The organism is Stenotrophomonas maltophilia (assembly GCF_025642255.1).
Taxonomy (GTDB): domain Bacteria; phylum Pseudomonadota; class Gammaproteobacteria; order Xanthomonadales; family Xanthomonadaceae; genus Stenotrophomonas; species Stenotrophomonas maltophilia_P.
The window spans coordinates 1,696,338-1,718,578 of record NZ_CP106759.1; the positions used below are offsets into that span (position 1 = coordinate 1,696,338).

Below are 22,241 nucleotides of genomic sequence, written 5' to 3' on the forward strand. Positions count from 1 at the left end.
GACATGAGCTACCTCATCAGCGTGCTGGACAAGAGCCCGGTGGCCGAAGGCGCAGGCGCCGAGCAGGCGCTGCGCAACAGCCTGCAGCTGGCCCAGCGTGCCGAACAGCTGGGCTACCACCGCTACTGGTTTGCCGAGCATCACGCCGCACCGACCCTGGCCAGTCCGGCGCCGGAGGTGCTGGCGGCATGGGTGCTGGCACAGACCCGGCGCATCCGCATCGGCAGCGGTGGCGTGATGCTGCGCCACTATGCGCCGTACAAGGTGGCCGAGAACTTCAACCTGCTGGCGGCGCTGGCGCCCGGACGCGTCGACCTGGGGGTGGGCAAGGCACCCGGTGGCCTGCCGGCGTCCACCGCAGCGCTGGCCGCGGGGCGGCCGGCCTTCGCCGATTTCGATCAGCAGCTGCGCGATCTGGAAGGATTCCTGTCCGGCTCGCTGGCCGAAGATCATGCGCATGCCAATGCGCAGGCGCGGCCGGTGCCGCAGGTGGCGGCCGAGCGTTTCCTGCTGGGCGCCAGCCCGCAGAGCGCACGGCAGGCGGCGGAGCTGGGCTGGCGCTTCGTCTATGCCGCCCATTTCGACGGCGACCCGAAGCACATCGAAGCGGCGTTCGAGGCCTATCGCGCCGTATCCACGCAGCCGCCGTTGCTGGCCACCGTCGCTTTCGCGGCGCCCACCAGCGAGGCGGCGGCGCGCCATGTCGGCGCATTGCGTGTCTACAAGCTGCACCTCGGCCCGGGGCAGACGGTGAACCTGCCCAGCCCGGACGCCGCGGCCGAGTATGCCCGCCAGGTGGGCGTGACCGACTTCCGTATCGAAGAGACGCGGCCCAGCGTGCTGTCGGGCGACGCGCAGCAGGTGCGCGGGGAACTGGACGCACTGCACCGCCGCTTCGGCGTGGGCGAATTCATCCTCGATGCGCCGGTGGCCGACCTCGACGCACGCCTGGCATCCCTTGAACTGCTGTCGCCCGCGCCACGCGCGGCGGTGGCCTGACCTGCAGGAGCGATACCCATGAGCAAGACACCGCGCCCCATCCCGTTCGGCATCATGCTGCAGGGACCGGGCAGCCACATGCATGCGTGGAAGCATCCGTCCAACCCGGCCGATGCCAGCGTGAACCTGGACTTCTACATCGACATCGCGCGCACGGCCGAAGACAACGGCATCGCGTTCGGCTTCGTTGCCGATGGGCTGTACATCAACGAGAAATCGATCCCGCACTTCCTCAACCGCTTCGAGCCGATCTCGCTGTTGTCCGCGCTGGCCACGGCGACGAAGAAGATCGGCCTGGCCGGCACGCTGTCCACCTCGTACAGCGATCCGTTCACCGTGGCCCGGCAGTTCGCCTCGCTGGACCTGATCAGCGGTGGGCGCGCCGGCTGGAACGTGGTGACCTCGCCGCTGGAAGGATCGGGCCGCAATTACGGCCGCCCGCATCCGGAACATGCGCTGCGCTACCAGATCGCCGACGAATACCTGGAGGTGGTGCAGGGCCTGTGGGATTCATGGGACGACGATGCCTTCATCCGCGACCGCGAACAGGGCACCTTCTTCGCCACCGACAAGTTCCGCCGCCTCGACCACAAGGGCCGCTTCTTCCAGGTCGAAGGCCCACTGAACATCCAGCGCTCCGCGCAGGGGCAGCCGGTGATCTTCCAGGCGGGCTCGTCCGACGACGGCATCGCGCTGGCCGGCAAGTATGCCGATGCGGTATTCACCCACTCGCCCTCGCTGGAAGAAACCCGTGCCTTCACCCAGAAGGTGAAGAACTCGGCCATCGCCCACGGGCGCAGCGGCAATGACGTTAAGATCTTTCCGGGCATCGGGCCGATTGTCGGCCACACCGCCGAGGAGGCCGAAGCCAAGTACCAGGCGATTGCCGCACTCGCGGGCCTGGACGATGCGCTGGCCTACCTCGGGCGCTTCTTCGACCATCACGATTTCACCCAGTACGATCCCGACGCGCCGTTCCCCGAGCTGGGCGAGATCGGCAGCAATTCGTTCCGCTCCACCACCGATCGGATCAAGCAGGATGCCCGCGAGCAGGGCTTGAGCCTGCGCCAGGTCGCGTTGCAGGCGGTGAGCCCGCGGCCCAACTTCATCGGTACACCCGAGCACGTGGCCGACGAGTTGATCCGCTGGTTCGAGGCGGGCGCCAGCGATGGCTTCATTCTCGGGTTTGCGGCGCAGCGCGAGGGGCTGGACGATTTCGTGGCCCTGGTACTGCCGATCCTGCAGGCGCGCGGGTATCACCAGCGCGAGCTGGAAGGGAAGACGCTGCGCGACCACCTGGGCCTGCCGTACAAGGCCAGCCGTCATTCGACGGCCGCCGAACCGGCGCGGAGGGTGGGGTGAGGCGATGAACGTACTGCGCCGGGCATCGTTGACTGTGGCGTCCACCGGGCCGACGGGCGTGCTGCCTGAAATAGCCGCACGCGCCGATGAGGCCATCGCCATCCGCCACGACCTGCATCGACACCCGGAGCTCGCCTTCGAGGAGCATCGCACCAGCGCACGCGTAGCCGAACTCCTGCAGCAGTGGGGCTATACGGTGACCACGGGCGTCGGTGGAACCGGTGTGGTCGGAACGCTGCAGCGGGGTCAGGGCAGCCGAAGGCTCGGGCTTCGCGCCGACATCGATGCGCTGCCGATCCAGGAGGCGTCCGGGCTGCCCTATGCCAGCCAGAACGAAGGACGGATGCACGCCTGCGGTCATGATGGCCACACTGCGATCCTGCTGTCGGCGGCGCATTACCTGGCCCGGCACGGGCGCATCGATGGCACCCTGCAACTGGTGTTCCAGCCGGCGGAAGAAACCGGCTCCGGTGCGTCAAGGATGCTCGCCGACGGTCTGTTCGAGCGCTTTCCGGTGGATGCGATCTACGGACTGCACAACTGGCCGGGTGTGCCGGTGGGGCACTTCGGCTTCGTCGACGGACCGGCGATGGCATCGGTCGACTGGGCACGGTTGAGGGTGATCGGCAAGGGCGGGCATGGTGCGGAGCCACAGGGAAGCGTGGATCCGATCCTCGCCGCCGCGCACATCGTCACTGCACTGCAGAGTGTGGTGTCGCGCAATGTGGACCCGCGGCAGATGGGCGTGGTGACGGTCGGTTCGATCCACGGTGGGCAGGCGGCCAACGTGATTCCCGACGTGGTGGAGCTGACGCTGACCGTACGCGCCTATCTGCCCGACGTTCGCGACACGCTGCGCCGTCGCGTGACCGAGCTTGCCGAGCAGACCGCCGCCGCGTTCGGGGCGCGCGCCGAGATCGAGTTCCCGCGTGGCTTCCCGAGCGTGATCAACCATCCGCAGCAGACCGCCTATATCCGTGAGGTGGCGCTGCAGGGATTCGGCGCAGGGCAGGTGCTGGATGCCTTCGCGCCGCGCACCGCCAGCGAGGACTTCGCCTTCCTGCTGCAGGCCCGGCCCGGAAGCTTCGTGTTCGTCGGCAACGGTGACAGTGCATCGCTGCACAGCCCGCGCTACGTGTTCAACGATGCGGTCATCGCTCCCGCCGCCAGCCTCTGGGCGCGGCTGGCCGAACACTATCTGGTGGAGGACGCAGCATGAGTACGGCACCGTTCGAGGAGCGCTTCCTCTACACCTCGGTGGACGATCCACTGGCGCGGCCGCTGTTCGATGGGCTCGAACAGGAGTACGACAGTCGTTACGCCGATGTGCGGCGACGCATCGGTGGCAGTGCGCGCGAGGAGCTGCAACGCTATCCAGCGCAGGCATTCGCTGCGCCGGTGGGAGCGTTCGTGCTGCTGCTGCGTGAGGGCGTGGCCATTTCCGGCGGCGCGTTCATGCCTCACCGCGACCCGGATACGGCCGAGTTCAAGCGCATCTGGACACTGCCTGGCCTGCGCCGCCAGGGCATCGCCCGGCGGGTACTGCAGGAGCTTGAAGACCAGGCCGCACGCCAGGGCTATCGCCGCGTGTACCTGACCACCGGCTTCCGCCAGCCTGAGGCGGTCGGCCTGTACCTGAGCCATGGCTACACCGCACTGTTCGATCTGTCTGCCGACCCGGAATCGATCGCCCATCTGCCGTTCGAGAAGCAGCTGCGGGCACCGGCGCGTCCGCCGGCATCAAGCACTGCCGCCGTGCAGGGAGTCCACGCATGAGTACGCCGTCCACCGCGATCGAGGGTCTGGCCGCGCGTCCGGCACCGGCATTGAAGATCGTGCCGGCGCGGCATCCGCTGCAGGTGTTCGGCACGGTCCTGGCGCTGGCGTTGATCCTGATCGGACTGCAGTCGGTACTCGGCAATCCACGTTGGGGCTGGGGCACCTTCGCCGAGTGGTTCTTCGCCCGCCCGGTGCTGGAAGGGCTGGGTCGCACGCTGTTGCTGACCGCGCTCGGCACCGGCCTGGGCTTCGCGCTGGGCACGCTGCTGGCGCTGGCACGGGTATCCGGCTCGCCGTTGCTGTCGGCGGTATCGTGGGGCTACGTCTGGTTGTTCCGTTCGATTCCACTGCTGGTGCTGTTGCTGCTGCTGAACAATCTGGGCTATCTGTACAGCACGATCGAACTGGGCATTCCGTTCACCGGCATCAGCCTGTTCTCGTATCCCACCACCCAGCTGATCGGTGTGTTCACGGCTGCGGTGCTGGGCCTGACACTGAACCAGGCGGCGTTCTCGGCCGAGGTGATCCGCGGTGGCATCCTCTCGGTCGATCACGGCCAGTATGAAGCAGCGGCCGCGCTGGGCCTGCCGCGCGGCCGCCAGGTGCGGCGCATCATCCTGCCGCAGGCGATGCGCTCGATCCTGCCGGCCGCCTTCAACGATGTGATCGGCCTGGCCAAGAGCACGTCGGTGGTCTACGTGCTGGCGTTGCCGGAGCTGTTCTACACCGTGCAGGTGATCTACCGCCGCAACCTGGAGGTGGTGCCACTGCTGATGGTGGCCACGGTCTGGTACCTGGTGATCCTGACCGTGCTGTCGCTGCTGCAGCGGCGCGTGGAGCAGCGCTTCGCGCGTGGCCAGCTGCAGCGTGAGCGCAGCGTGTCGCGGGTATCCTCGCCCGCGCCGCGTGCGGCATCGCCGGCTGCGGTGCGGCCGCGCATCGCGAGCGCGGCCGAGGCCGGACAGGGAGCGCCGATATCGCTGCACGGTGTCGGCAAGGCGTTCGACGGGCAGCCGGTACTGGAGGACATCACCCTGGAACTGCGCGGCGGCAGCGTAACGGTGCTGATCGGCCCGTCCGGTGCCGGCAAGTCGACCCTGCTGCGGCTGATCAACCACCTGGAGCGCGCCGACAACGGCTTCGTCAGCGTCGGTGGCCAGCTGATCGGCTATCGCCGTGACGGCGACACCCTGTACGAGCTGCCGGAGCGCGAGATCCGCCGCCGTCGTGCCGAGGTGGGCATGGTGTTCCAGGGCTTCAACCTGTTCCCTCACCTGACCGCGCTGGAGAACATCATCGAGGCGCCGATGGCGGTGCGCGGTGTGCCGCGTACGCAGGCCGAACAGCAGGCGCGCGTGCTGCTGGAGCGCGTCGGTCTGGCGGACAGGGCCGATGCGTTCCCGCGCCAGCTGTCAGGTGGCCAGCAGCAGCGCATCGCCATCGCCCGTGCACTGGCCCTGCAGCCGAAGGTGCTGCTGTTCGATGAGCCGACGTCGGCGCTGGACCCGGAACTGGTGGCCGAAGTGCTCAGCGTGATCGAAGAGCTCGCCCGTTCCGGCACCACGCTGGTGATCGTCACCCACGAACTCGGCTTCGCCCGCCGCGTTGCCGACCACGTGGTGATGATGGACCAGGGCCGGGTGATCGAGCAGGGCACGCCCGAGGCCGTATTCGAACACCCGCGCCAGCAGCGCACCGCCGATTTTCTCGCCAAGACCCTCTGATCCGGATGTGACCCCCATGAGTCCTGCAACGTCCCGTCGTCCCTCGCGCAGCACCCTGCTGGTCATCGCTGTGCTTGTCATCGGCATTGCCGGCATCGTCTATTCACGGGCACGGCATGCCCCGGAGGCCGTGCCCGCAGCGACCAGCAGCCTGGCCGGTGCCGGCGCGCCAGCGCTGCGGGGGACCGTGGATCCGAAAGCGCAGGCGCTGGTTCCGGCGGACTTCCGCTTCGTGACGCCGGGCACGTTGACCGTCGCGACGCATCCCGGTCAGTTGCCGCTGGCCGACTATGGCGCCGACAGCAAGGAAGTGATCGGCATCGAGCCGGACATCGCACGGCTGGTGGCCGATGCGCTGGGCCTGAAGCTGGTGGTGGTGCCGGTCGCCTGGGCCGACTGGCCGCTGGGACTGGAGTCGGGCAAGTACGACGCAGTGCTGTCCAACGTAACCGTGACCGAAGAGCGCAAGAAGAAGTTCGACTTCTCCAGCTACCGTTATGACCTGCTCGGCATCTATACGCGCACCGACGGGCCCATCCAGAAGATCGAGAAGCCGGCCGATGTCGCTGGCCTGAAGGTGGTGGTCGGTGCCAGCACCAACCAGGACCAGATCCTGCGGCAGTGGGATGCACAGAACATCGCGGCCGGGCTGGAGCCGGTGCAATACCAGTACTTCGATGATTCGGTGGTCGGCCGCCTGGCCGTGATCACCGGCCGGGCCGATGTGTCGTTCGAACCCAACGCCACCGGCGCGTACTCCGCGCGCGATGGCAAGGTGCGGCGCGTTGGCCTGTTTCCGGGCGGTTGGCCGAACGCTGCTGCGATCTCGGTCACCACGCGCAAGGGCAGCGGCCTGGCCGATGCGGTGACCCAGGCGCTCAATACCCAGATCGGCAGCGGCACCTACGCACAGGCACTGGCGCGCTGGAACGTGACCGAGGAAGCCGTGCCGCAGTCGCAGACCAACCCGCCGGGCTTGCCGGATCTCTGACGCCGTGCATGCCCCGGCACCAAGGCTGCTTCTGTAGAGCCGAGCCATGCTCGGCTGCTCTACCAACGCGCCTCCAGCGTCCTGAACGGCTTCGCCAACCGCACACCCTCGGCATCGAAGTCGGAAACGCTATGGCCGTCCACGCGCACCTGCTTCGGTGCCGTGCGCGCGGGCCACCAGACCTTGACGGCCGTGGCGCTGCGCAGCCCTTCGCCGAGCGTCACGGTCAGCGTACCGTCGCGTTGCTGTGCCTGCATCCGCAGCGTGCCGTACGCCGTCGGCAGGCGCTCCACCGCAAGGCCATCGCCGGCCAGCCAGGAGGGCGGCGTACCCGGCAGCAGTGACAGGGCATCGTCGTCCTCGCGCATCAGCATCCCGAACAGGGTGCGGCCGTATTCAGCACCGATCCAGGTGTGCGGCATGTCGCCCAGGTAGCGCGGAAAACGCAGCCGTGAGTGCACGACTTCGGCCAGCACCTGCCATTGCAGCGGGCGACGGTCGCGCAGCAGGCCCTGCAGCAGTTCGTCGGCCGCTGCGGGCTGGCCCAGATGCACATAGCTCAGGACGTTGCGGATTTCATAAGGGGTGTACGCATACAGCGCACCGGGCTGGTTGCGCTTGCGGACGTCGTCAAGATAGCGGGCAAAGGTGGTGCGCAGCGCATCAGCCGGCAGCACGCTCTGCGCACCGGTGGGATCCAGCGCGATGGAGACGCCGGTCGGGTCGCCATCGCCAAGATCGGCGGAGGAGGGAATGAAATCGATGCCCTTCCACGCCATCGTCGCGCGGATCGAAGCGTGCAGTGCGTCATACAGCGCCTTGTACTGCCCGCGTGCCCAGGTGGCGGTGGCGTGGTCGCCGAGTGATTCAGCCAGCCATGCGCCGTCATGCCAGCCCTTCAGGCCCCAGTAGTCGTCCCAGTAGCTGTGGGTGGGAGAGGGATAGCCCTCGTGGCTGATCGACGGTGCCAGGATGCCGGCAAAGCGTTCCGGCGCCGGTTGATCGGCCTTGTAACCGGGTACCAGCGTGCGCTCACGCAGTTCCTGCAGGAAGCGCAGCGCGGCCTTCACTTTCGGCAGGTACGCACGCACGGACTCGGGGCCACCGTCGAGGCGCGCGACATCGGCCACCAACGCGACGTACTGCCCCTGGCTGTCGTACTCGATGTCCGATCCGAAGCCGGTGTTGACGCTGCCATCGTCATTGAGGATCGGCGACACCAGGCCGTTGGCATGTACCCCGTGTTCGCTGTACCACGCCAGGTAGTCGCGCGCGACCTTGGCTTCGCCCATCCGCAGCAGCACCGCCGAGGTGGCCATGCCGTCGCGGATGAAGGAGCGGTTGTAGTTGCGTGGGCCGGGTTGCATGGCCGGGCCGGTCTGGTTGATCAGCATGTACGCGGCCTGGGCACGCAGCATGTCGACCAGCGACGGATCGGGCAGGCGCAGGCCGACCTGGCCCAATCGTGCCTGCCAGTCCGCGGAGGCTTCGGCGGCCAGCGTCTCGAAGCCGGCATCGGCATCGCCTGGCAGGCGCGCGAGGTCCAGTGCCGGTGGCTCCGGAAGTACACCCTTGGCGTCGGCCGCCGCCGTACCCAGCGGGAAGGCGACGACCACGGATTGGCTGGCGCCGGGTGCGAGTGTGATCCGGTAGTCCAGCGCCGCCGCCGCCAGCCCACGCGCATCGGTAGCCTGGCGTGCGCCGGGCAACCGGCCCGAAGCGATGGCGGAGGTGATCTCGGTTTCGCCGTTCGGGCCGAACGGTGCCGCGCCGGAGGCGCTGACCGCCGACAGCGAGTGCAGCAGGGTACGACCATTGACGCGCACGCTCTGGCCGTCGATGGCCACGTCGCGGATCGGCGACAGGCCACCGTTCTGCCACGGCGGGTTCATCTGCATCGGCCGCACCACCAGGCTCAGCGTGCCCTCGACCGGCGTGGTACCGGTATTGCGCAGTCGATGCCGGAGGAAGGTGACGGGCTGGCCGTCGCGCTCGATCGCGAACGCTTCGCTGCGCAGTTCCAGACCGGGCTGCGGCGACCAGGCGGCCGAGGGCATCGGCTTCCAGCCGTCGCGCAGGGCATGCTGCACGGTCTGTTCCGCGGCACCGGCGGCACGCCCATCGGCATTGCGCCAGATCGGCTGCACCAGCGGTGCGCCCTTGAATGCCTCGATGTTGCCGTATTCGTCGAAGATCGACTTCTGCCGTCCGGCATGCACGCCCACGGCCGTCCAGTACGTCTGCTGCATCTGCAACGACGCCGGGAACAAGCCACGCTGCGCGCCGCTGGCGGCGATCTGGTACTGCTTCATCGGCGTCATCACGGCCTTTGGGCCGAGCAGGCGCAGGCGCGTGACCTGTGGCGAGGGCCCGTCGACGATGAGCCGCAGGGCACGCACATCGTGCACCGTATCGCTGGCCAACCAACTCTGGGCATGGCTGGCGGCCTGCGTGTCCTGCGCCAGCGGTTGCCAGCGCCCCTGCGCATCCTGGGCCTGCAGGCGTGCGGCGCCACGCTGGCCCGCCCACTCCACCGCCAGGCCGGTGCCCGGCTGAGCGCGCGGCAGGGTGATTTCAAGCACATGGCTGCCCTTGCCATCGGTAGGGAGGGCGACGCCGCTACCGCCTTGCCACAACGCGGCTGCCTGTGCGCTGTCGAGTCCGTGCACGCGTGCACTGAGCGTGGCGTCCAAGGGTTCCATCTCGAAGATGGAGACCCCCCAGTCCGACGTGCGCTGGGGACTGGCCAGCCTCAGATAGCGCGCCTGGCGCGGTTCGAAGTACAGCGTCTCCACATCGCCCAGCGAGTCGGCCATGGTGTAGGCGGTCTGCCACTGCCGGCCGTCCATCGAGGTCTGCAGCGTGTAGCCCTCGGGATTGGAGACATCCCAGGTCAGGCGCGCGCCCCCGAGCAGGGCAGGCGCGCCCAGATCGATCTGGAACCAGTGTCCGGGGCTGAAGGCGCCGCCGGTGACCGTCTTCGGGTCGTTGTCGATCAGATGGCCGATGGCCATCGCCGGGACCTGCTGTGATGAGCTGCTGGCCTGCCACTGGCTGCGCGATGGCAGTGTCTGCGCCTGCGCGGCGGAGGCCATCACGGCCAGCGGCAGCAGAGCGCGCGCGACGTAGCGCAGGCAGGCCCAGGAGGGGCGGAAGCGATCAGCACGCAGCGTCATGTCGACAGCCTTGGAGGTTCGGCCAGGATCGGGCAGGCGCTACGCTAGCAGGGGGTGTAATCGTTTACATGACGCGCTGCAATAGGGGAAGAGTGCGGACGCGTGGCGCGACGCCCTGCACGGCGTCGCGACAGCCATCGTCCGTAAGGTCACTGCCTGCACGAACCGGCGCCCCGTGACAGCAGCGCCCAGGCAAGCTCAGCGCAGCGCCACCTGTTCCCACCAGCGCGTGCCTGCCTGCGGCGCCTGCATGTCCAGCGCCTCGCCCATCATCGGCGTGGCGATCGGCACATCGTGCGCGGCTGCCAGCGCGGTGATGCGCTCGAAGGGCTGTTGCCAGTCATGCAGGGCCAGGTCAAAGGTGCCGTTGTGGATCGGCAGCAGCCACTTGCCGCGCAGGTCCAGGTGGGCCTGCAGCGTCTGCTCCGGCTGCATGTGCACGAATGCCCAGCGCGGATCGTATGCGCCGGTTTCGATCATGGTCAGATCGAACGGGCCGTACTTCTCGCCGATGGCCTTGAAGCCATCGAAGTAGCCGGTGTCACCACTGAAGAAGATGCGGAAGTCGCCGTCCTGGATGACCCACGAGGCCCACAGGCTGCGGTCGCTGTCGCCCAGGCCGCGGCCGGAGAAGTGCTGGCCGGGTGTGGCGGTCAGGCGCAGGCCATCGGCTTCGGTCGATTGCCACCAGTCCAGCTGTTCGACCTTGTCCGCGTCCACGCCCCAGGCGATCAACTGATCACCCACACCCAGCGGCGCGATGAAGCGCGTGGTCTTGCCCGCCAGCTGCATCACCGCAGCGTGATCCAGGTGGTCGTAATGGTTGTGCGAGAGGATCACGCCGGCGATCGGCGGCAGCTGTTCGATGCTGATCGGCGGGGCGTGGAAGCGCGCAGGGCCCATCCACTGCACCGGTGACGCCCGTTCGGAGAAGACCGGGTCGGTCAACCAGTACTGGCCGCGCAGCTTCAGCAGGATCGTCGAGTGCCCCAGCCGGAACAGGCTGCGATCCGGCGCGGCTTCCAGCGCGGCACGATCCAGCGCCTGCACCGGTATGGCGCCCGCGGGTACGGTCCCCTTCGGCTTGTTGAACAGGAAGGTCCACCAGATCTCCAGCCCGTTGCGCAGGCCCATCGCCGGCCGCGGCAGTACGTTGTGGAACTTGCCCTCGCGGTATTGCGGGGAGTCGGGGAAGTCGGGGAGGGACCAGGACTTGCAGAAGGTGTAGGCGGTCACGGCGAGGATTCCAAGCAGGAGGACAAGGAGCAGGCGCTTCATGGGTGACGTCCGCAGGGTACACTGCACAGTGTAGTTTCCTGCTGCGGAAAAGTATACTCATCGGTGTAAAATGGGGGTGTCCGTTCAGTTATCTGGTGTCGCCATGTCCCGTCCGCCGCAGCGCCTGACCGACCGCAAACGCGAGGCCATCGTGCGCGCGGCGGTGGAGGAATTCCGCACGGCCGGCTATGAAGCCACCAGCATGGACCGGATCGCGGCAGCGGCCGGTGTATCCAAACGCACGGTCTACAACCACTTCCCCAGCAAGGAAGAATTGTTCTCGCTGATTCTGGAGGAACTCTGGGAACGCAGCATAGCCGGCGTCGAGCTGCCCTACCGTGCGGAGCAGCCACTGGAGCCGCAGCTGCTCGCGTTGCTGGAGCAGAAGCTGGAACTGCTGGGTGATGCCAATTTCATCGACCTGGCCCGCGTTGCCATGGCGGAGATCATCCATTCACCCGAACGTGCGCAGGCAATCGTCTGTCGCATGGGCGAGAAGGAGAGTGGGGAAAGCGCCTGGATCCGTGCAGCGATCGCCGATGGCCGGCTGCGTGCGGTCGATCCCGAATTCGCCGCCCATCAGCTGCATGGACTGGTGAAGAGTTTCGCCTTCTGGCCGCAGGTAACGATGGGGCAGGCGCCGCTGGGGGCCGACGAGCGCGCGCGGGTGGCGACATCGGCGGTCGCCATGTTCCTGGGCCACTACGCGCGCTGACGCCGTGGCAACCGCGTCGGCATGGCTCGCCCGGCTCGCAAGCACAGTGCTGTGACGGACATGTCTGTGCCGTCGATGCGCCATCTGCGATAGTGACGTCGGGTATCAATGCACGATTGCTTCCATGTCATCCGCTTCGGCGCGCCATATCGGCGAAGTCCTGCAACAGTCCTATGGCATCACCACCGCCGCCGTGGTGCCTCGCCCGGTTGGCGCAGACGCCAATGCCAGCGTTTACCGCATCGACGCGCGACGCGGTCAGTGGTGGTTGAAATGCCGCACCTACCAGGTGCAACCGGCGGTCTGGGACACGCTGCATTGGCTGCGGGGCACCCTGGGCATCGAGGAGATCGTGGCGCCCTGGCCGGCGTTGACCGGCGGCGCGTCGGTCCAGCGCTGGGGCCTGCAGTTCACGCTGTTTCCCTACATCGAGGGCCAGTCCGGTTTCGAGGCGCCGCTCAGCCATGCGCAGTGGCTGCGCCTGGGCAACGTGCTGCGCCGGCTGCATGACGCTGAGGTGCCCGAATCGCTGCAACGCGCGCTGCCGACCCTGCGCCTTGAAGCGGATGCGTTGACCACCGTTGGGCGCTGGCTGCAGCCGGGCGATGCCTTGCCGGTCGCGCAGGATCGGTTGGGCAGCGCGTTCCTGGCCGTCTGGGAGCTGCGCCGCGAACGCATTGCCGAGGTCCACCGCCGCGCGTCGGAACTGCACGATGAACTGCGCGACGAACGGCCGCCGCTGCGGTTGTGCCATACCGACCTGCATGCGGGAAACCTGCTGATGGGTAACGAGGGCAACCTGCACCTGATTGATTGGGATGGCCTGTCCCTGGCGCCGCGCGAGCGGGATCTGATGTTCCCCGGCGCGGCGGTGGGTGGACGCTGGGGGCGCGAACGTCCGCTCGGTTTCGTGGAAGGGTATGGCCCGGACCTGGGGGACCCACGCTGGATCGCCTGGTACCGGCATTGGCGGATCCTGCAGGACCTGATCGAGTTCGAACAGGTGCTGCTGGGGGGCGACGCGCTGGAGCGCTCGCCGCAGCTGCGCCGTCAGTCGCTGCACTACCTGGGCGAACAGTTCGCGCCGGGCAATGTGTTCGACGCAGCCGAACGCGCGTATCGCGCGCTGGATGCGTCGCCGCTGCAGCGTTGACGGTGGATCATTCGGCGGGCTTGGCCGCCGCTGACGCCGCCGCCGTCGCCGCCCGCCGCGACAGCACGGCCTCGCGGTGGGCGATGTAAGCGTTGGCGGCCAGAATGATGCCCGCACCGACGATGGTCCAGCGGTCCACGGTCTCGTTGAACAGCAGCCACCCGCACAGGGTCACCAGCGGCAGCTGCAGGAAGCTGATCGGCGTCAGCGCCGACACTTCTCCCAGGCGCAGCGCGCGCGTCCACAGCAGCTGGCCGACCGTGCCCATCACGCCGGTGACCAGCAGCCACAGCCAGGCCACGCCACTGGGCCAGACCCAGACAAACACTGCCGGAACCAGCGAAAGCGGCACCCAGAAGACGTAGGTATAGAGCACTACGGTATCGGCGCTGTCCACGCGGGTGAGCTGCTTGATCTGGATGGCCACCAGTGAACTCAGCACCGCAGCGGCGACGGCGACCAGGCTGCCAGCGGTGAAGCCGGTGGTGCCCGGCCGCACGATCACCAGCACACCGATGAAACCGACCACCACTGCGGCCCAGCGGCGCACACGCACGGTTTCGCCCAACCACAGCACGGCGGCGATGGTGACGAACAACGGTGTGGAGTACGAGAGCGATACCGCCTGCGCCAGTGGCAGATGGCCCAACGCCCAGAACGCGCACAGCATCGAACCCAGGCCGATCGCACTACGCACGAAGTAGCGTGGCAGCTGCTGGGTCTTCAGCGGCGCATGGCCCGGCCGCAGCAGCATCGGCAGCAGTGCCAGCAGGCCGAACGCGTTGCGGAAGAAGGCGACCTCCTGGGTCGGTACGTAACGGGTGGCGTAACGGATCGCCACCGCCATCATGCCGAACGCCAGGGTGCTGCCGAGCATCAGCAGCGCCGCCCGCATCGGGGTGGCGCCGGTGGAAAGGGCGGGGGTGTTCACCACTGTGCGCCGAGCAGGCGGGGCTCCGGTTCGATCGGTACGCCGAATTTCTCCAGCACCGACGCGGAAATGCGCCGCGCCAGCGCAAGCAGCTCGGCCCCGGTGGCGTTGCCATGGTTGACCAGGACCAGCGCATGGCTGGCAGCAACGCCTGCATCGCCCTCACGGAAGCCCTTCCAGCCGCAGGCCTCGATCATCCACGCTGCGGAGACCTTGCGCCGGTCCTCACGATCGGCCGGGAACACCGGCAGGTCCGGGAAATGCTGCAGCAGCACGTCGACCTGCTCCAGGGGCAGGACCGGATTCTTGAAGAAACTGCCGGCATTGCCCAGCACCTCCGGATCGGGCAGCTTGCGGCGGCGGATCGCGATGACTGCGTTGGCCACGTCCACGGCACTGGGCAGCTCCACGCCCTGCGCCTGCAGTTCTTCGCGGATGCCGGCATAGTCCATGCGCAGGTCGTGCAGCAAGGGCAGCTTCAGCTCGATGGCGGTGATCAGGTAGCGGTCTGCCTGCTGCTTGAACACGCTGTCGCGGTAGGCGAAGCCACACTGTTCGTTGTCCAGCCGCACCCAGGCCTGCTCGTGGCAGTCCCAGGCTTCCACTGCCTGGATGAACTCGCCGACCTGTGCGCCATAGGCGCCGATGTTCTGGATCGGCGCTGCACCGGCCGTGCCTGGAATCAGGGCCAGGTTCTCCAGCCCGGACAGGCCTTCCTGCAGCGACCACATCACCAGGCCGTGCCAGGGCACGCCGGCACCGGCGCGGATCACCGCATGATCGGCGCGATGCTCCAGGAAACTGATGTCGCGGTTGCCGAACACCAGCACGGTGCCAGGCACATCGTCGGCGATCAGCACATTGCTGCCGCTGCCCAGCACCAGCAGCGGTCCGCCGGAAACCTCCGGCAGCGCCAGCACGTCCGGCAACAGCGATGCGTCATGCAGCTCCAGCAGCTGCGCGGCATTGGCACGCACGTGGAAGGTGTTCAGCGCCTGCAGCGGCGCGTTCCGGGTCAGTGTCCAGCGCAGCGGTGCGGCGGTGTCGAGTCCATCCATGGGGGTGCTCACAGCGGCGCCACCGCGCCACGGCTGGGCGCTTCGCGGCGGCGGCGGATCGCCTCCACGCATTCCGATACCAGCGCCGGCCCGCGGAAGATCAGGCCGCTGTAGCACTGCACCAGCGAGGCGCCCGCCGCCATCTTGGCCACTGCGTCGGCGCCGGACAGGATGCCGCCGACACCGACCAGCGGCACCGACTCGGGCAGGCGCGAGCGCAGCCGCCGCAGGACCAGGGTGGACTGTTCCAGGACCGGGGCACCGGACAGACCGCCGGCTTCGTTCGCCAGGGGATCGCCGGCCACCTTGCTGTGGTCGATCGTGGTGTTGGTCGCGATCACGCCGTCCACCTGCAGCTCGCCGAGCACGCGCGCAGCAGCGTCGATGTCGCGCTCGCTGAGGTCAGGCGCCACCTTCACCAGCATCGGTACGCGCCGGCCATGCCGCGCGGCCAGGTCTTCCTGGCGGTCACGCAGCTGGCTGACCAGCTGGCGCAGTGCGGTCTCCTCCTGCAGCTCGCGCAGGCCGGCGGTGTTGGGCGAGGAGATGTTGACGGTGATGTAGTCAGCCAGCGGGTACACCTTGTCGAGGCAGGCCACATAGTCGTCGACGGCCTGCTCGTTGGGGGTGTCCTTGTTCTTGCCGATGTTGATGCCGAGCAGGCCGCGACGGTTGCGTGCACGCTCGACGTTGCGCACCAGTGCATCCACGCCGGCGTTGTTGAAGCCCATGCGGTTGATGATGGCGTTGTGCTCCGGCAGCCGGAACAGCCGCGGCGTCGGGTTGCCCGCCTGTGGCCGCGGCGTGATCGTGCCGATCTCGACGAAGCCGAAACCCAGCGCGAACAGCGCATCGATGTGCTCGCCATTCTTGTCCAGGCCGGCCGCCAGGCCGACCGGATTGGGGAATGTCAGCCCGAACACGGTGCTCGGCAGCGGCGCGATGCGTGCGGCCAGCAGCGGCGTGGTGCCGGTGCGGTAGGCCACGTCCAATGCGGACAGGCCGAGGCCGTGGGCGCGCTCGGCGTCGAGCGAGAACAGGAAGGGGCGGGCAAGCGAATACATGCGTCGGTTCAGTCCAGCGTGCCGAGGAAGGCTCGGGTTCGATATTCAAAGGCGACCTGGCCGTTGACCGCGTGGGCCGCGAACAGATCCTGCAGTGCCGCCAGCATCGGTGCATGGCGCGGATGCCCGGGCTGTGGCGCATAGGAGGACGACAGCAGGCGGCCGCGCAGGGCGTCCAGATCCAGGTGCTGCACGTTCGGCAGTTCCACCTGGCCGCGCAACCCGGCGCCAAACCATGCCTGCATCGTGGCGTCATCCTGGTAGCGTTCGGCCACGGCGGAATAGTCCGTGCCGTAATCGAGCAGCAGCTGCTCATAGCCGACCAGGAACGGGCTGGCATCGAGCAGGCGTGAGTTCCAGTAGATCAGCGCCAGTCCGCCGGGGCGCAGGATGCGCTGCCATTCGACACGGACGGCGTCGGTGTCGAACCAGTGGAAGGCCTGCGCGGCACTGACCAGATCGACGCTGTGCTCTGCCAGGCCGGTGGCCTCGGCACGCCCATCGACGGCCTGGAACAACGGATATGCAGCCAGCCAGCCTTCGGCGGCGGCGCGCATGGCGGCGTTGGGTTCGACCGCGACCACAGGATGGCCGGTGTCGAGGAACAGACGGCTGGAAATGCCGGTACCGGCGCCGATGTCGGCCACCCGTGCATCGTGGTCGACGCCCATCGGTCCATGCAGCCATTCCATCAACGCCGGCGGGTAGTCAGGCCGGTAACGGACATAATCGGCGACGCGGCTGCTGAAGCGTTCGGTGCTGTCGGAGGAGGTCATGGCGTTCAGTTCGACAGTGCGGCGAGCCAAGCCAGGCCACCGAAGAAGAGGATGAAGGCCAGGACTGCCGCCAGGGCGGCTGCCACCATCACCCAGCCCAGCACCAGCCCGGTGACCGCCAGGCCATCGCCTTCGAGTTCATGCGGGCGGCGGCGGATCTCGGCGCGGGCCATGTGGCCGGTGACGATGGCGACGATGCTGGCCACGAAGGGCAGGACAGTCCAGGCGGCAATGCCCATGACCAGGCTGACCACGGCCAGGGCGCTTGTCTGTCGGGGTGCCACGCTCATCGGGTCCTCCTTGCAGTACGCACATGATAGTGCCTCCGTCCGGGCAATCCCATGGGCAGTGCCCGGCCCGAGCGGTTCAGCCCATCAGTACCTGGCCACCATCGACGTTCAGCACGTGACCGGTGATCCAGCGCGCCAGCGGCGAGCACAGGAACAGCGCGGCATCGGCAATCTCGCGTGGTTGGCCGAAGCGGCCGAACGGAATTCTTGCCAGGGTGCCGTGATACAGCGCCGGGTCGCTGGTTTTGCGCCGGTCCCACAGACCGTCGGCAAACTCGATGGAGCCCGGGGCGATGGCGTTGACCCGGATCCGGTCCGGCGCCAGTGCCAGCGCCTGCGACGTGGTGTAGTGCGAAAGAGCGGCCTTGGCAGCCGCATAGGGAGCGCCCCCCGGCCGGGGTTGCTGCGCGGCGATCGAGGAGAGATTGAGGATGCAGGCGTCGCTCGATTCGCGCAGCCAGGGCAGGGCGAGCCGCGAGGCCCGCACCGCGGCCATCAGGTCGACCTGCAGGCTGGCGGCCCAGCCGTCTTCATCGTCGGTCATGCCGTATCCCGTGGCATTGTTGACCAGCACGTCGATGCCGCCCAGGGACGCTGCGGCCGCATGCAGCCAGGCGTCGATCTGGCCGGGGTCGGCCAGGTCGGCGGCAAAGGCGTGCAGTGATGCCCCCTGGGCCGCTGCGTCGGCCAGCAGGGCGTCGAGCCCCGCCTGTCCTCGTGCGCAGACCGAGACATGGGCGCCGGCCGCAGCGAAGGCCAGGGCCATCTCACGGCCGATGCCCTTGCTGCCACCGGCAACCAGCACCCGGCGGCCGCTGAAGTCGAGGATTGGAGCCCCCGCGGGGGCCCCACCCTCGGCGCCGTCCGTGCCGGGATGCATCACAGGTCGAACTTGATGCCCTGGGCCAGCGGCAGCGAATCGGAGTAGTTGATGGTGTTGGTCTGCCGGCGCATGTAGACCTTCCATGCGTCCGAGCCCGACTCGCGGCCACCACCGGTGTCCTTCTCGCCACCGAACGCGCCACCGATCTCCGCACCGGAGGTACCGATGTTGATGTTGGCGATGCCGCAATCCGAGCCCGCGGCCGACAGGAAGCGTTCGGCGGTCTTCAGATTCTGGGTGAAGATCGACGAGGACAGGCCCTGCGGCACCCCGTTCTGCATGTCGATGGCTTCGTCGATGCTGTCGTAGGGCATCACGTACAGGATCGGCGCGAAGGTCTCGTGCTGGACCACGGCATCGCTGTTCTTCAGGCCGCTGACAATGGCCGGCAGCACGAAGTTGCCGGCGCGGTCGATGCGGGTGCCACCGGTCTCGATGGTGCCGCCGGCGGCCTTGGCCTGGGCAATTGCATCGAGGAACTGCTGCACGGCACCCTCGCTGTTCAGCGGACCCATCAGGTTGGCGGCATCGGTCGGATCGCCGATCTTGCCTTCCACCTGCTTGTACGCCTTGACCAGCGTGGCCAGCACGTCGGCGTAGATCGAGCGGTGCACGATCAGGCGGCGGGTGGTGGTGCAGCGCTGGCCGGCCGTACCGACGGCGCCGAACACGATCCCCGGCACAGCCAGCTTCAGGTCGGCGGTCTCGTCGAGGATGATGGCATTGTTGCCACCCAGTTCCAGCAGGCAGCGGCCCAGGCGGCGCGCCACCTTTTCATTGACGGTGCGGCCGACCTGGGTGGAGCCGGTGAAGCTGATCAGCGGCACGCGACGATCATCAACCAGCTTTTCCGACAGTGCGGTGCCGGCATCGTTGACCAGGTAGAAGATGTCCGGGAAGCCGGCTTCGCGCAGCGCGTCGTTGCAGATCTTCATCGAGGCGATGGCGGTCAGCGGCGTCTTGTTGGACGGCTTCCAGATGCACACGTCGCCGCAGATCGCCGCCAGGAATGCATTCCAGCTCCACACCGCGACCGGGAAGTTGAAGGCCGAAATGATGCCGACCAGGCCCAGCGGGTGGTACTGCTCGTACATGCGGTGGCCGGGGCGCTCCGAGTGCATCGTGTAGCCATACAGCATGCGGCTCTGGCCGACGGCGAAGTCGGCGATGTCGATCATCTCCTGCACCTCGCCATCGCCTTCCGGCTTGCTCTTGCCCATCTCCAGGGCAACCAGCGAGCCCAGCGCGTCCTTGTGCCTGCGCAGCGCCTCGCCGCACAGGCGCACGGCTTCGCCACGGCGCGGGGCAGGGGTGGTGCGCCACTGCTTGAACGCTTCCTGGGCGCGGGCGATCACCGTTTCGTATTCAGTCTCGGTGGTCGCACGCACCTGTGCGATCGGCTCGCCCGTGGTCGGGTTGACCGGGGTGATCAGCTCACCGCTGGCAGCGCTCGACCACTCCCCGTTGCCCAGGTACGTGCCAGCGTTGATCGCGTCCAGGCCAAGGGACTTGAGCAGCTCGGAAGACATGCAGACTCCTGTGTTTCGTTACGTTGTTTGGCGTCATCGCGGGCGGGTGGGGGGCGATGAACAGAACCGCCGATGGTAGCAGAGGGCGATGAGCGGCCTTGGTGCAGTGCAGGGTGCCAGGCCTGGCGGACGTGCTGGGACGGGACGTCCCGGCGGCGCCAATCGGGTTGATCCTTCGGAGCGTGATGGGATGATTCCGTGCAACAAACGTCAATTTCTGGACGCTGCTGGACGTAGTACGAATCATTTTGACGCATTTTGAAATATTAAAAAATAGGAATAGTTCTAATGACTTAGGGTGGGTCGGGCGGGTGAATGGGCGCCCGACGGGCTGCCGCTTCCTACCAATTGCCTTTCACATCATTCACAATCACGTTCGACTTATTGACGCAATTCCGTCTGTTCGCACCGGCTTGGGGAGGCCTGGTATGCGACAGCCATCACATTGTAGTGCTGGATCGGAACACAGCTTGGAGAAGTGCAGTGCTACATGGATCGGTAGATGACCTCCCCGCAGAGCGTGCCGATGCCGGCCGCCGCCGGGTCGAAGCCCGGGCGGCCCTGGAACTGGGGCTTCGCCTCGGAGACCTGTTGCTCCTGCCCGGCATGGCTGCATTGGCTCACGTCGTGTGCTATGGGACGGCGGCGCCCAACCAGTCCCAACGCATCGTCTTCGGTGCGGTGATTCTCAGCGCCATCGTCTGCTTCTCCATCGCACCGGTCTACCGCAACTGGCGCCTGCGTGGCCTGCTGGCCGACCTCTGGCTGCTGCTGCTGGCCTGGTCCGGAAGCTTCGCCCTCTTCTCCCTGTATGCCGTGCTGGTGGGGCTGGCCGATGCCGTTCCGTCGCGCTGGCTGGTGGGCTGGTACATCGGCGGCCTGGCCTCGATGGTCGGCCTGCGCGTACTCCTGCGTGTCCAGCTGCACCGGTTGCGCTCGCGTGGACTGGATCATGAGCGGATCCTGCTGGTCGGGCTCCGGGCCCCGGCGCTCAGGCTGCATCGCCTGCTGCGCGGCAAGCCCGAGATGGGCAAGGAAGTGATCGGCTACTTCACCAGCAAGGGCGACATCGCCACCCGGCGTGGCGGCGATGCCCCGCAGCGCCTGGGCGCACTGGATGATGTGCCGCGCTACCTGGATGCGCACCGGGGGGAGTTCGACCAGGTCTGGGTGTCCCTGCCGCTGGGAGATACCGCGCCCATCCGTGACATGCTCAAGCAGATCGAGCGGTTCCCGGTGCCGATCCGCCTGATTCCCGATACCACGGGCCTGGGAGCACTGAACCCGGGCGTGCACCAGGTGGGCGATGTGCCGATGATCGGCGTGCGCCAGGGCCTGGTGGACCACAATTTCCGCCTGTTCAAGCGCATCGAGGACATCCTCGTGGCCGGCGTGGCGGTCGTCCTGCTGGCGCCGCTGTTCGTGGTGCTGGCGATCGGCGTGAAGCTCAGTTCACCTGGGCCGGTCCTGTTCCGCCAGCGCCGCCACGGCCTGGGCGGGAAGGAGTTCTGGATGCTGAAGTTCCGCTCCATGCGCGTGCATGAGGAAGGGACGGGGCAGATCACGCAGGCGACCCGGGGCGACCCGCGGGTGACCCGGTTCGGTGCCTTCCTGCGGCGCAGCAGCCTGGATGAGCTGCCCCAGTTCTTCAACGTGCTGGGCGGCAGCATGTCGGTGGTGGGCCCCCGTCCGCATGCGATCCAGCACAACAATCACTATGAACGGGTGATCGAACGCTACATGCACCGCCATTACGTCAAGCCGGGCATCACCGGCTGGGCGCAGGTGCACGGGCTGCGGGGCGAGACGCCGGAACTGCGGTCGATGAAGAAGCGCGTGCAGTACGACATCGACTACATCCGTCGCTGGAGTCCGACCCTGGATGTGCGGATCATTGCGTTGACGGCGCTGAAGGTTCTCGGGCAGAAGTCGGCTTATTGACGCCTTCTCCTGTAGACACATTCCGTAATGTGATGAATTTCCTGACGTTTTCATCCCTCGTCATCGCCGTGTAAGGTATCCTGTAAGGCTGTCACCACCCTTGGTGGGGTGGTGCCGCACGGAATGCCACAGGATTCGAGTCAGTGTTCAAGAACGTTCTTTTTGTTTGCGTTGGCAACATCTGCCGCAGTCCGTCCGCCGAAGTCATGCTTCGTCAGGCGCTGCAGGGCAAAGATATCCAGGTGTCCTCCGCCGGCCTGGGGGCACTTGTAGGCCATGGCATCGATGCCACGGCACAGGAACTGTTGATCGAACATGGCCTCACCGGCGACTCGCATCGCGCCCGTCAGATCGACGACGCCATTCTGGCGACGGCTGATCTCGTGCTCACGATGGAGCGCAAGCATGTGCGCCGGATCGCCGAGATCGCGCCGCAGGCCTCCGGAAAAACCTTCCTGCTGGGCAAGTGGCAACAGGACCGGGAAATCCCCGACCCGTACCGCCAGCAACGCCCGGCATTCGAGCATGTCTATACATTGATGGCCGAGGGTGTCCAGAGCTGGGCGCGGCACATGTAGTGCCCGCCGCATCC

General features: G+C 67.4%; 19 protein-coding genes. 10 read left to right on the forward strand and 9 right to left on the reverse strand.

Going from position 1 to position 22,241, the window contains the following annotated elements; translation table 11 throughout:
• Positions 1-3 precede the first annotated feature (3 nt).
• From N8888_RS07910 to N8888_RS07940, 6 genes are read left to right on the forward strand one after another with little or no spacing between them, the layout of a single operon-like run.
• Positions 4-999 carry an LLM class flavin-dependent oxidoreductase gene (locus N8888_RS07910; protein ID WP_053517564.1) on the forward strand — a complete coding sequence of 332 codons (996 nt, stop codon included), beginning with the start codon at positions 4-6 and terminating at the stop codon, positions 997-999.
• A gap of 18 nt (positions 1,000-1,017) precedes the next feature.
• Positions 1,018-2,361, forward strand: coding sequence for an LLM class flavin-dependent oxidoreductase (locus N8888_RS07915; protein ID WP_263177994.1), 1,344 nt, complete (start codon positions 1,018-1,020; stop codon positions 2,359-2,361).
• A gap of 4 nt (positions 2,362-2,365) precedes the next feature.
• Positions 2,366-3,580 carry a M20 aminoacylase family protein gene (locus N8888_RS07920; protein WP_263177996.1) on the forward strand — a complete coding sequence of 405 codons (1,215 nt, stop codon included), beginning with the start codon at positions 2,366-2,368 and terminating at the stop codon, positions 3,578-3,580.
• Positions 3,577-4,137, forward strand: coding sequence for a GNAT family N-acetyltransferase (locus N8888_RS07925; protein ID WP_065181368.1), 561 nt, complete (start codon positions 3,577-3,579; stop codon positions 4,135-4,137). The genes N8888_RS07920 and N8888_RS07925 overlap by 4 nt, the downstream gene beginning before the upstream one ends.
• On the forward strand, positions 4,134-5,864 hold the full coding sequence (locus N8888_RS18765; RefSeq protein WP_111186671.1) for an ABC transporter permease subunit: 1,731 nt from the start codon (positions 4,134-4,136) through the stop codon (positions 5,862-5,864). Before N8888_RS07925 ends, N8888_RS18765 begins: the two co-directional genes overlap by 4 nt.
• A 16-nt stretch (positions 5,865-5,880) precedes the next feature.
• A complete protein-coding gene (locus N8888_RS07940; RefSeq protein WP_111186672.1) occupies positions 5,881-6,855 on the forward strand; it encodes an ABC transporter substrate-binding protein in 975 nt (324 codons plus the stop codon).
• 59 nt (positions 6,856-6,914) lie between these two features.
• On the opposite strand, the gene N8888_RS07945 is transcribed toward N8888_RS07940, so the two are convergent.
• Positions 6,915-10,031: a galactose-binding domain-containing protein gene (locus N8888_RS07945; protein ID WP_263177999.1), complete on the reverse strand. Its 3,117-nt coding sequence runs from the start codon at positions 10,029-10,031 to the stop codon at positions 6,915-6,917.
• 198 nt (positions 10,032-10,229) lie between these two features.
• Positions 10,230-11,309, reverse strand: coding sequence for an MBL fold metallo-hydrolase (locus N8888_RS07950; RefSeq protein WP_065181371.1), 1,080 nt, complete (start codon positions 11,307-11,309; stop codon positions 10,230-10,232).
• A gap of 103 nt (positions 11,310-11,412) precedes the next feature.
• Between N8888_RS07950 and N8888_RS07955 the strand changes: the two genes are divergently transcribed.
• Together N8888_RS07955 and N8888_RS07960 are read left to right on the forward strand one after the other, a co-directional pair.
• Positions 11,413-12,024: a TetR/AcrR family transcriptional regulator gene (locus N8888_RS07955; protein WP_263178001.1), complete on the forward strand. Its 612-nt coding sequence runs from the start codon at positions 11,413-11,415 to the stop codon at positions 12,022-12,024.
• A gap of 124 nt (positions 12,025-12,148) precedes the next feature.
• The gene (locus N8888_RS07960) at positions 12,149-13,177 is read left to right on the forward strand and encodes an aminoglycoside phosphotransferase family protein (protein ID WP_053517554.1); all 1,029 of its coding nucleotides are present in this window, start codon (positions 12,149-12,151) and stop codon (positions 13,175-13,177) included.
• 7 nt (positions 13,178-13,184) lie between these two features.
• Here the strand turns inward: N8888_RS07960 and N8888_RS07965 are convergent, their stop codons facing one another.
• The 7 genes from N8888_RS07965 to amaB form a co-directional block, all read right to left on the reverse strand.
• Positions 13,185-14,072: a DMT family transporter gene (locus N8888_RS07965; RefSeq protein WP_065175629.1), complete on the reverse strand. Its 888-nt coding sequence runs from the start codon at positions 14,070-14,072 to the stop codon at positions 13,185-13,187.
• Positions 14,073-14,104: 32 nt separating this feature from the next.
• Positions 14,105-15,166 (reverse strand): UDP-N-acetylmuramate dehydrogenase, encoded by a 1,062-nt coding sequence (murB, locus tag N8888_RS07970; RefSeq protein ID WP_263178003.1) that lies wholly within the window; start codon positions 15,164-15,166, stop codon positions 14,105-14,107.
• 8 nt (positions 15,167-15,174) lie between these two features.
• Positions 15,175-16,230 (reverse strand): quinone-dependent dihydroorotate dehydrogenase, encoded by a 1,056-nt coding sequence (locus tag N8888_RS07975; protein ID WP_263178005.1) that lies wholly within the window; start codon positions 16,228-16,230, stop codon positions 15,175-15,177.
• An 8-nt stretch (positions 16,231-16,238) separates the two neighbouring features.
• Complete coding sequence (locus N8888_RS07980) at positions 16,239-17,006, reverse strand: class I SAM-dependent methyltransferase (RefSeq protein WP_053517550.1); 768 nt, start codon at positions 17,004-17,006, stop codon at positions 16,239-16,241.
• A 5-nt stretch (positions 17,007-17,011) separates the two neighbouring features.
• Positions 17,012-17,296, reverse strand: a complete 285-nt coding sequence (locus tag N8888_RS07985; protein ID WP_053517549.1) for a DUF4190 domain-containing protein — start codon at positions 17,294-17,296, stop codon at positions 17,012-17,014.
• A gap of 76 nt (positions 17,297-17,372) precedes the next feature.
• Positions 17,373-18,176, reverse strand: coding sequence for an SDR family NAD(P)-dependent oxidoreductase (locus N8888_RS07990; protein WP_263178008.1), 804 nt, complete (start codon positions 18,174-18,176; stop codon positions 17,373-17,375).
• Complete coding sequence (gene amaB / locus N8888_RS07995) at positions 18,176-19,708, reverse strand: L-piperidine-6-carboxylate dehydrogenase (RefSeq protein WP_065175566.1); 1,533 nt, start codon at positions 19,706-19,708, stop codon at positions 18,176-18,178. The genes N8888_RS07990 and amaB overlap by 1 nt, the downstream gene beginning before the upstream one ends.
• A 591-nt stretch (positions 19,709-20,299) precedes the next feature.
• Between amaB and N8888_RS08000 the strand changes: the two genes are divergently transcribed.
• Positions 20,300-21,649 (forward strand): undecaprenyl-phosphate glucose phosphotransferase, encoded by a 1,350-nt coding sequence (locus tag N8888_RS08000; RefSeq protein ID WP_430542975.1) that lies wholly within the window; start codon positions 20,300-20,302, stop codon positions 21,647-21,649.
• A gap of 143 nt (positions 21,650-21,792) precedes the next feature.
• Entirely contained in the window at positions 21,793-22,227 is a 435-nt protein-coding gene (locus tag N8888_RS08005; protein ID WP_263178012.1) for a low molecular weight protein-tyrosine-phosphatase, read from the forward strand.
• The last annotated feature ends 14 nt before the right edge of the window (positions 22,228-22,241 follow it).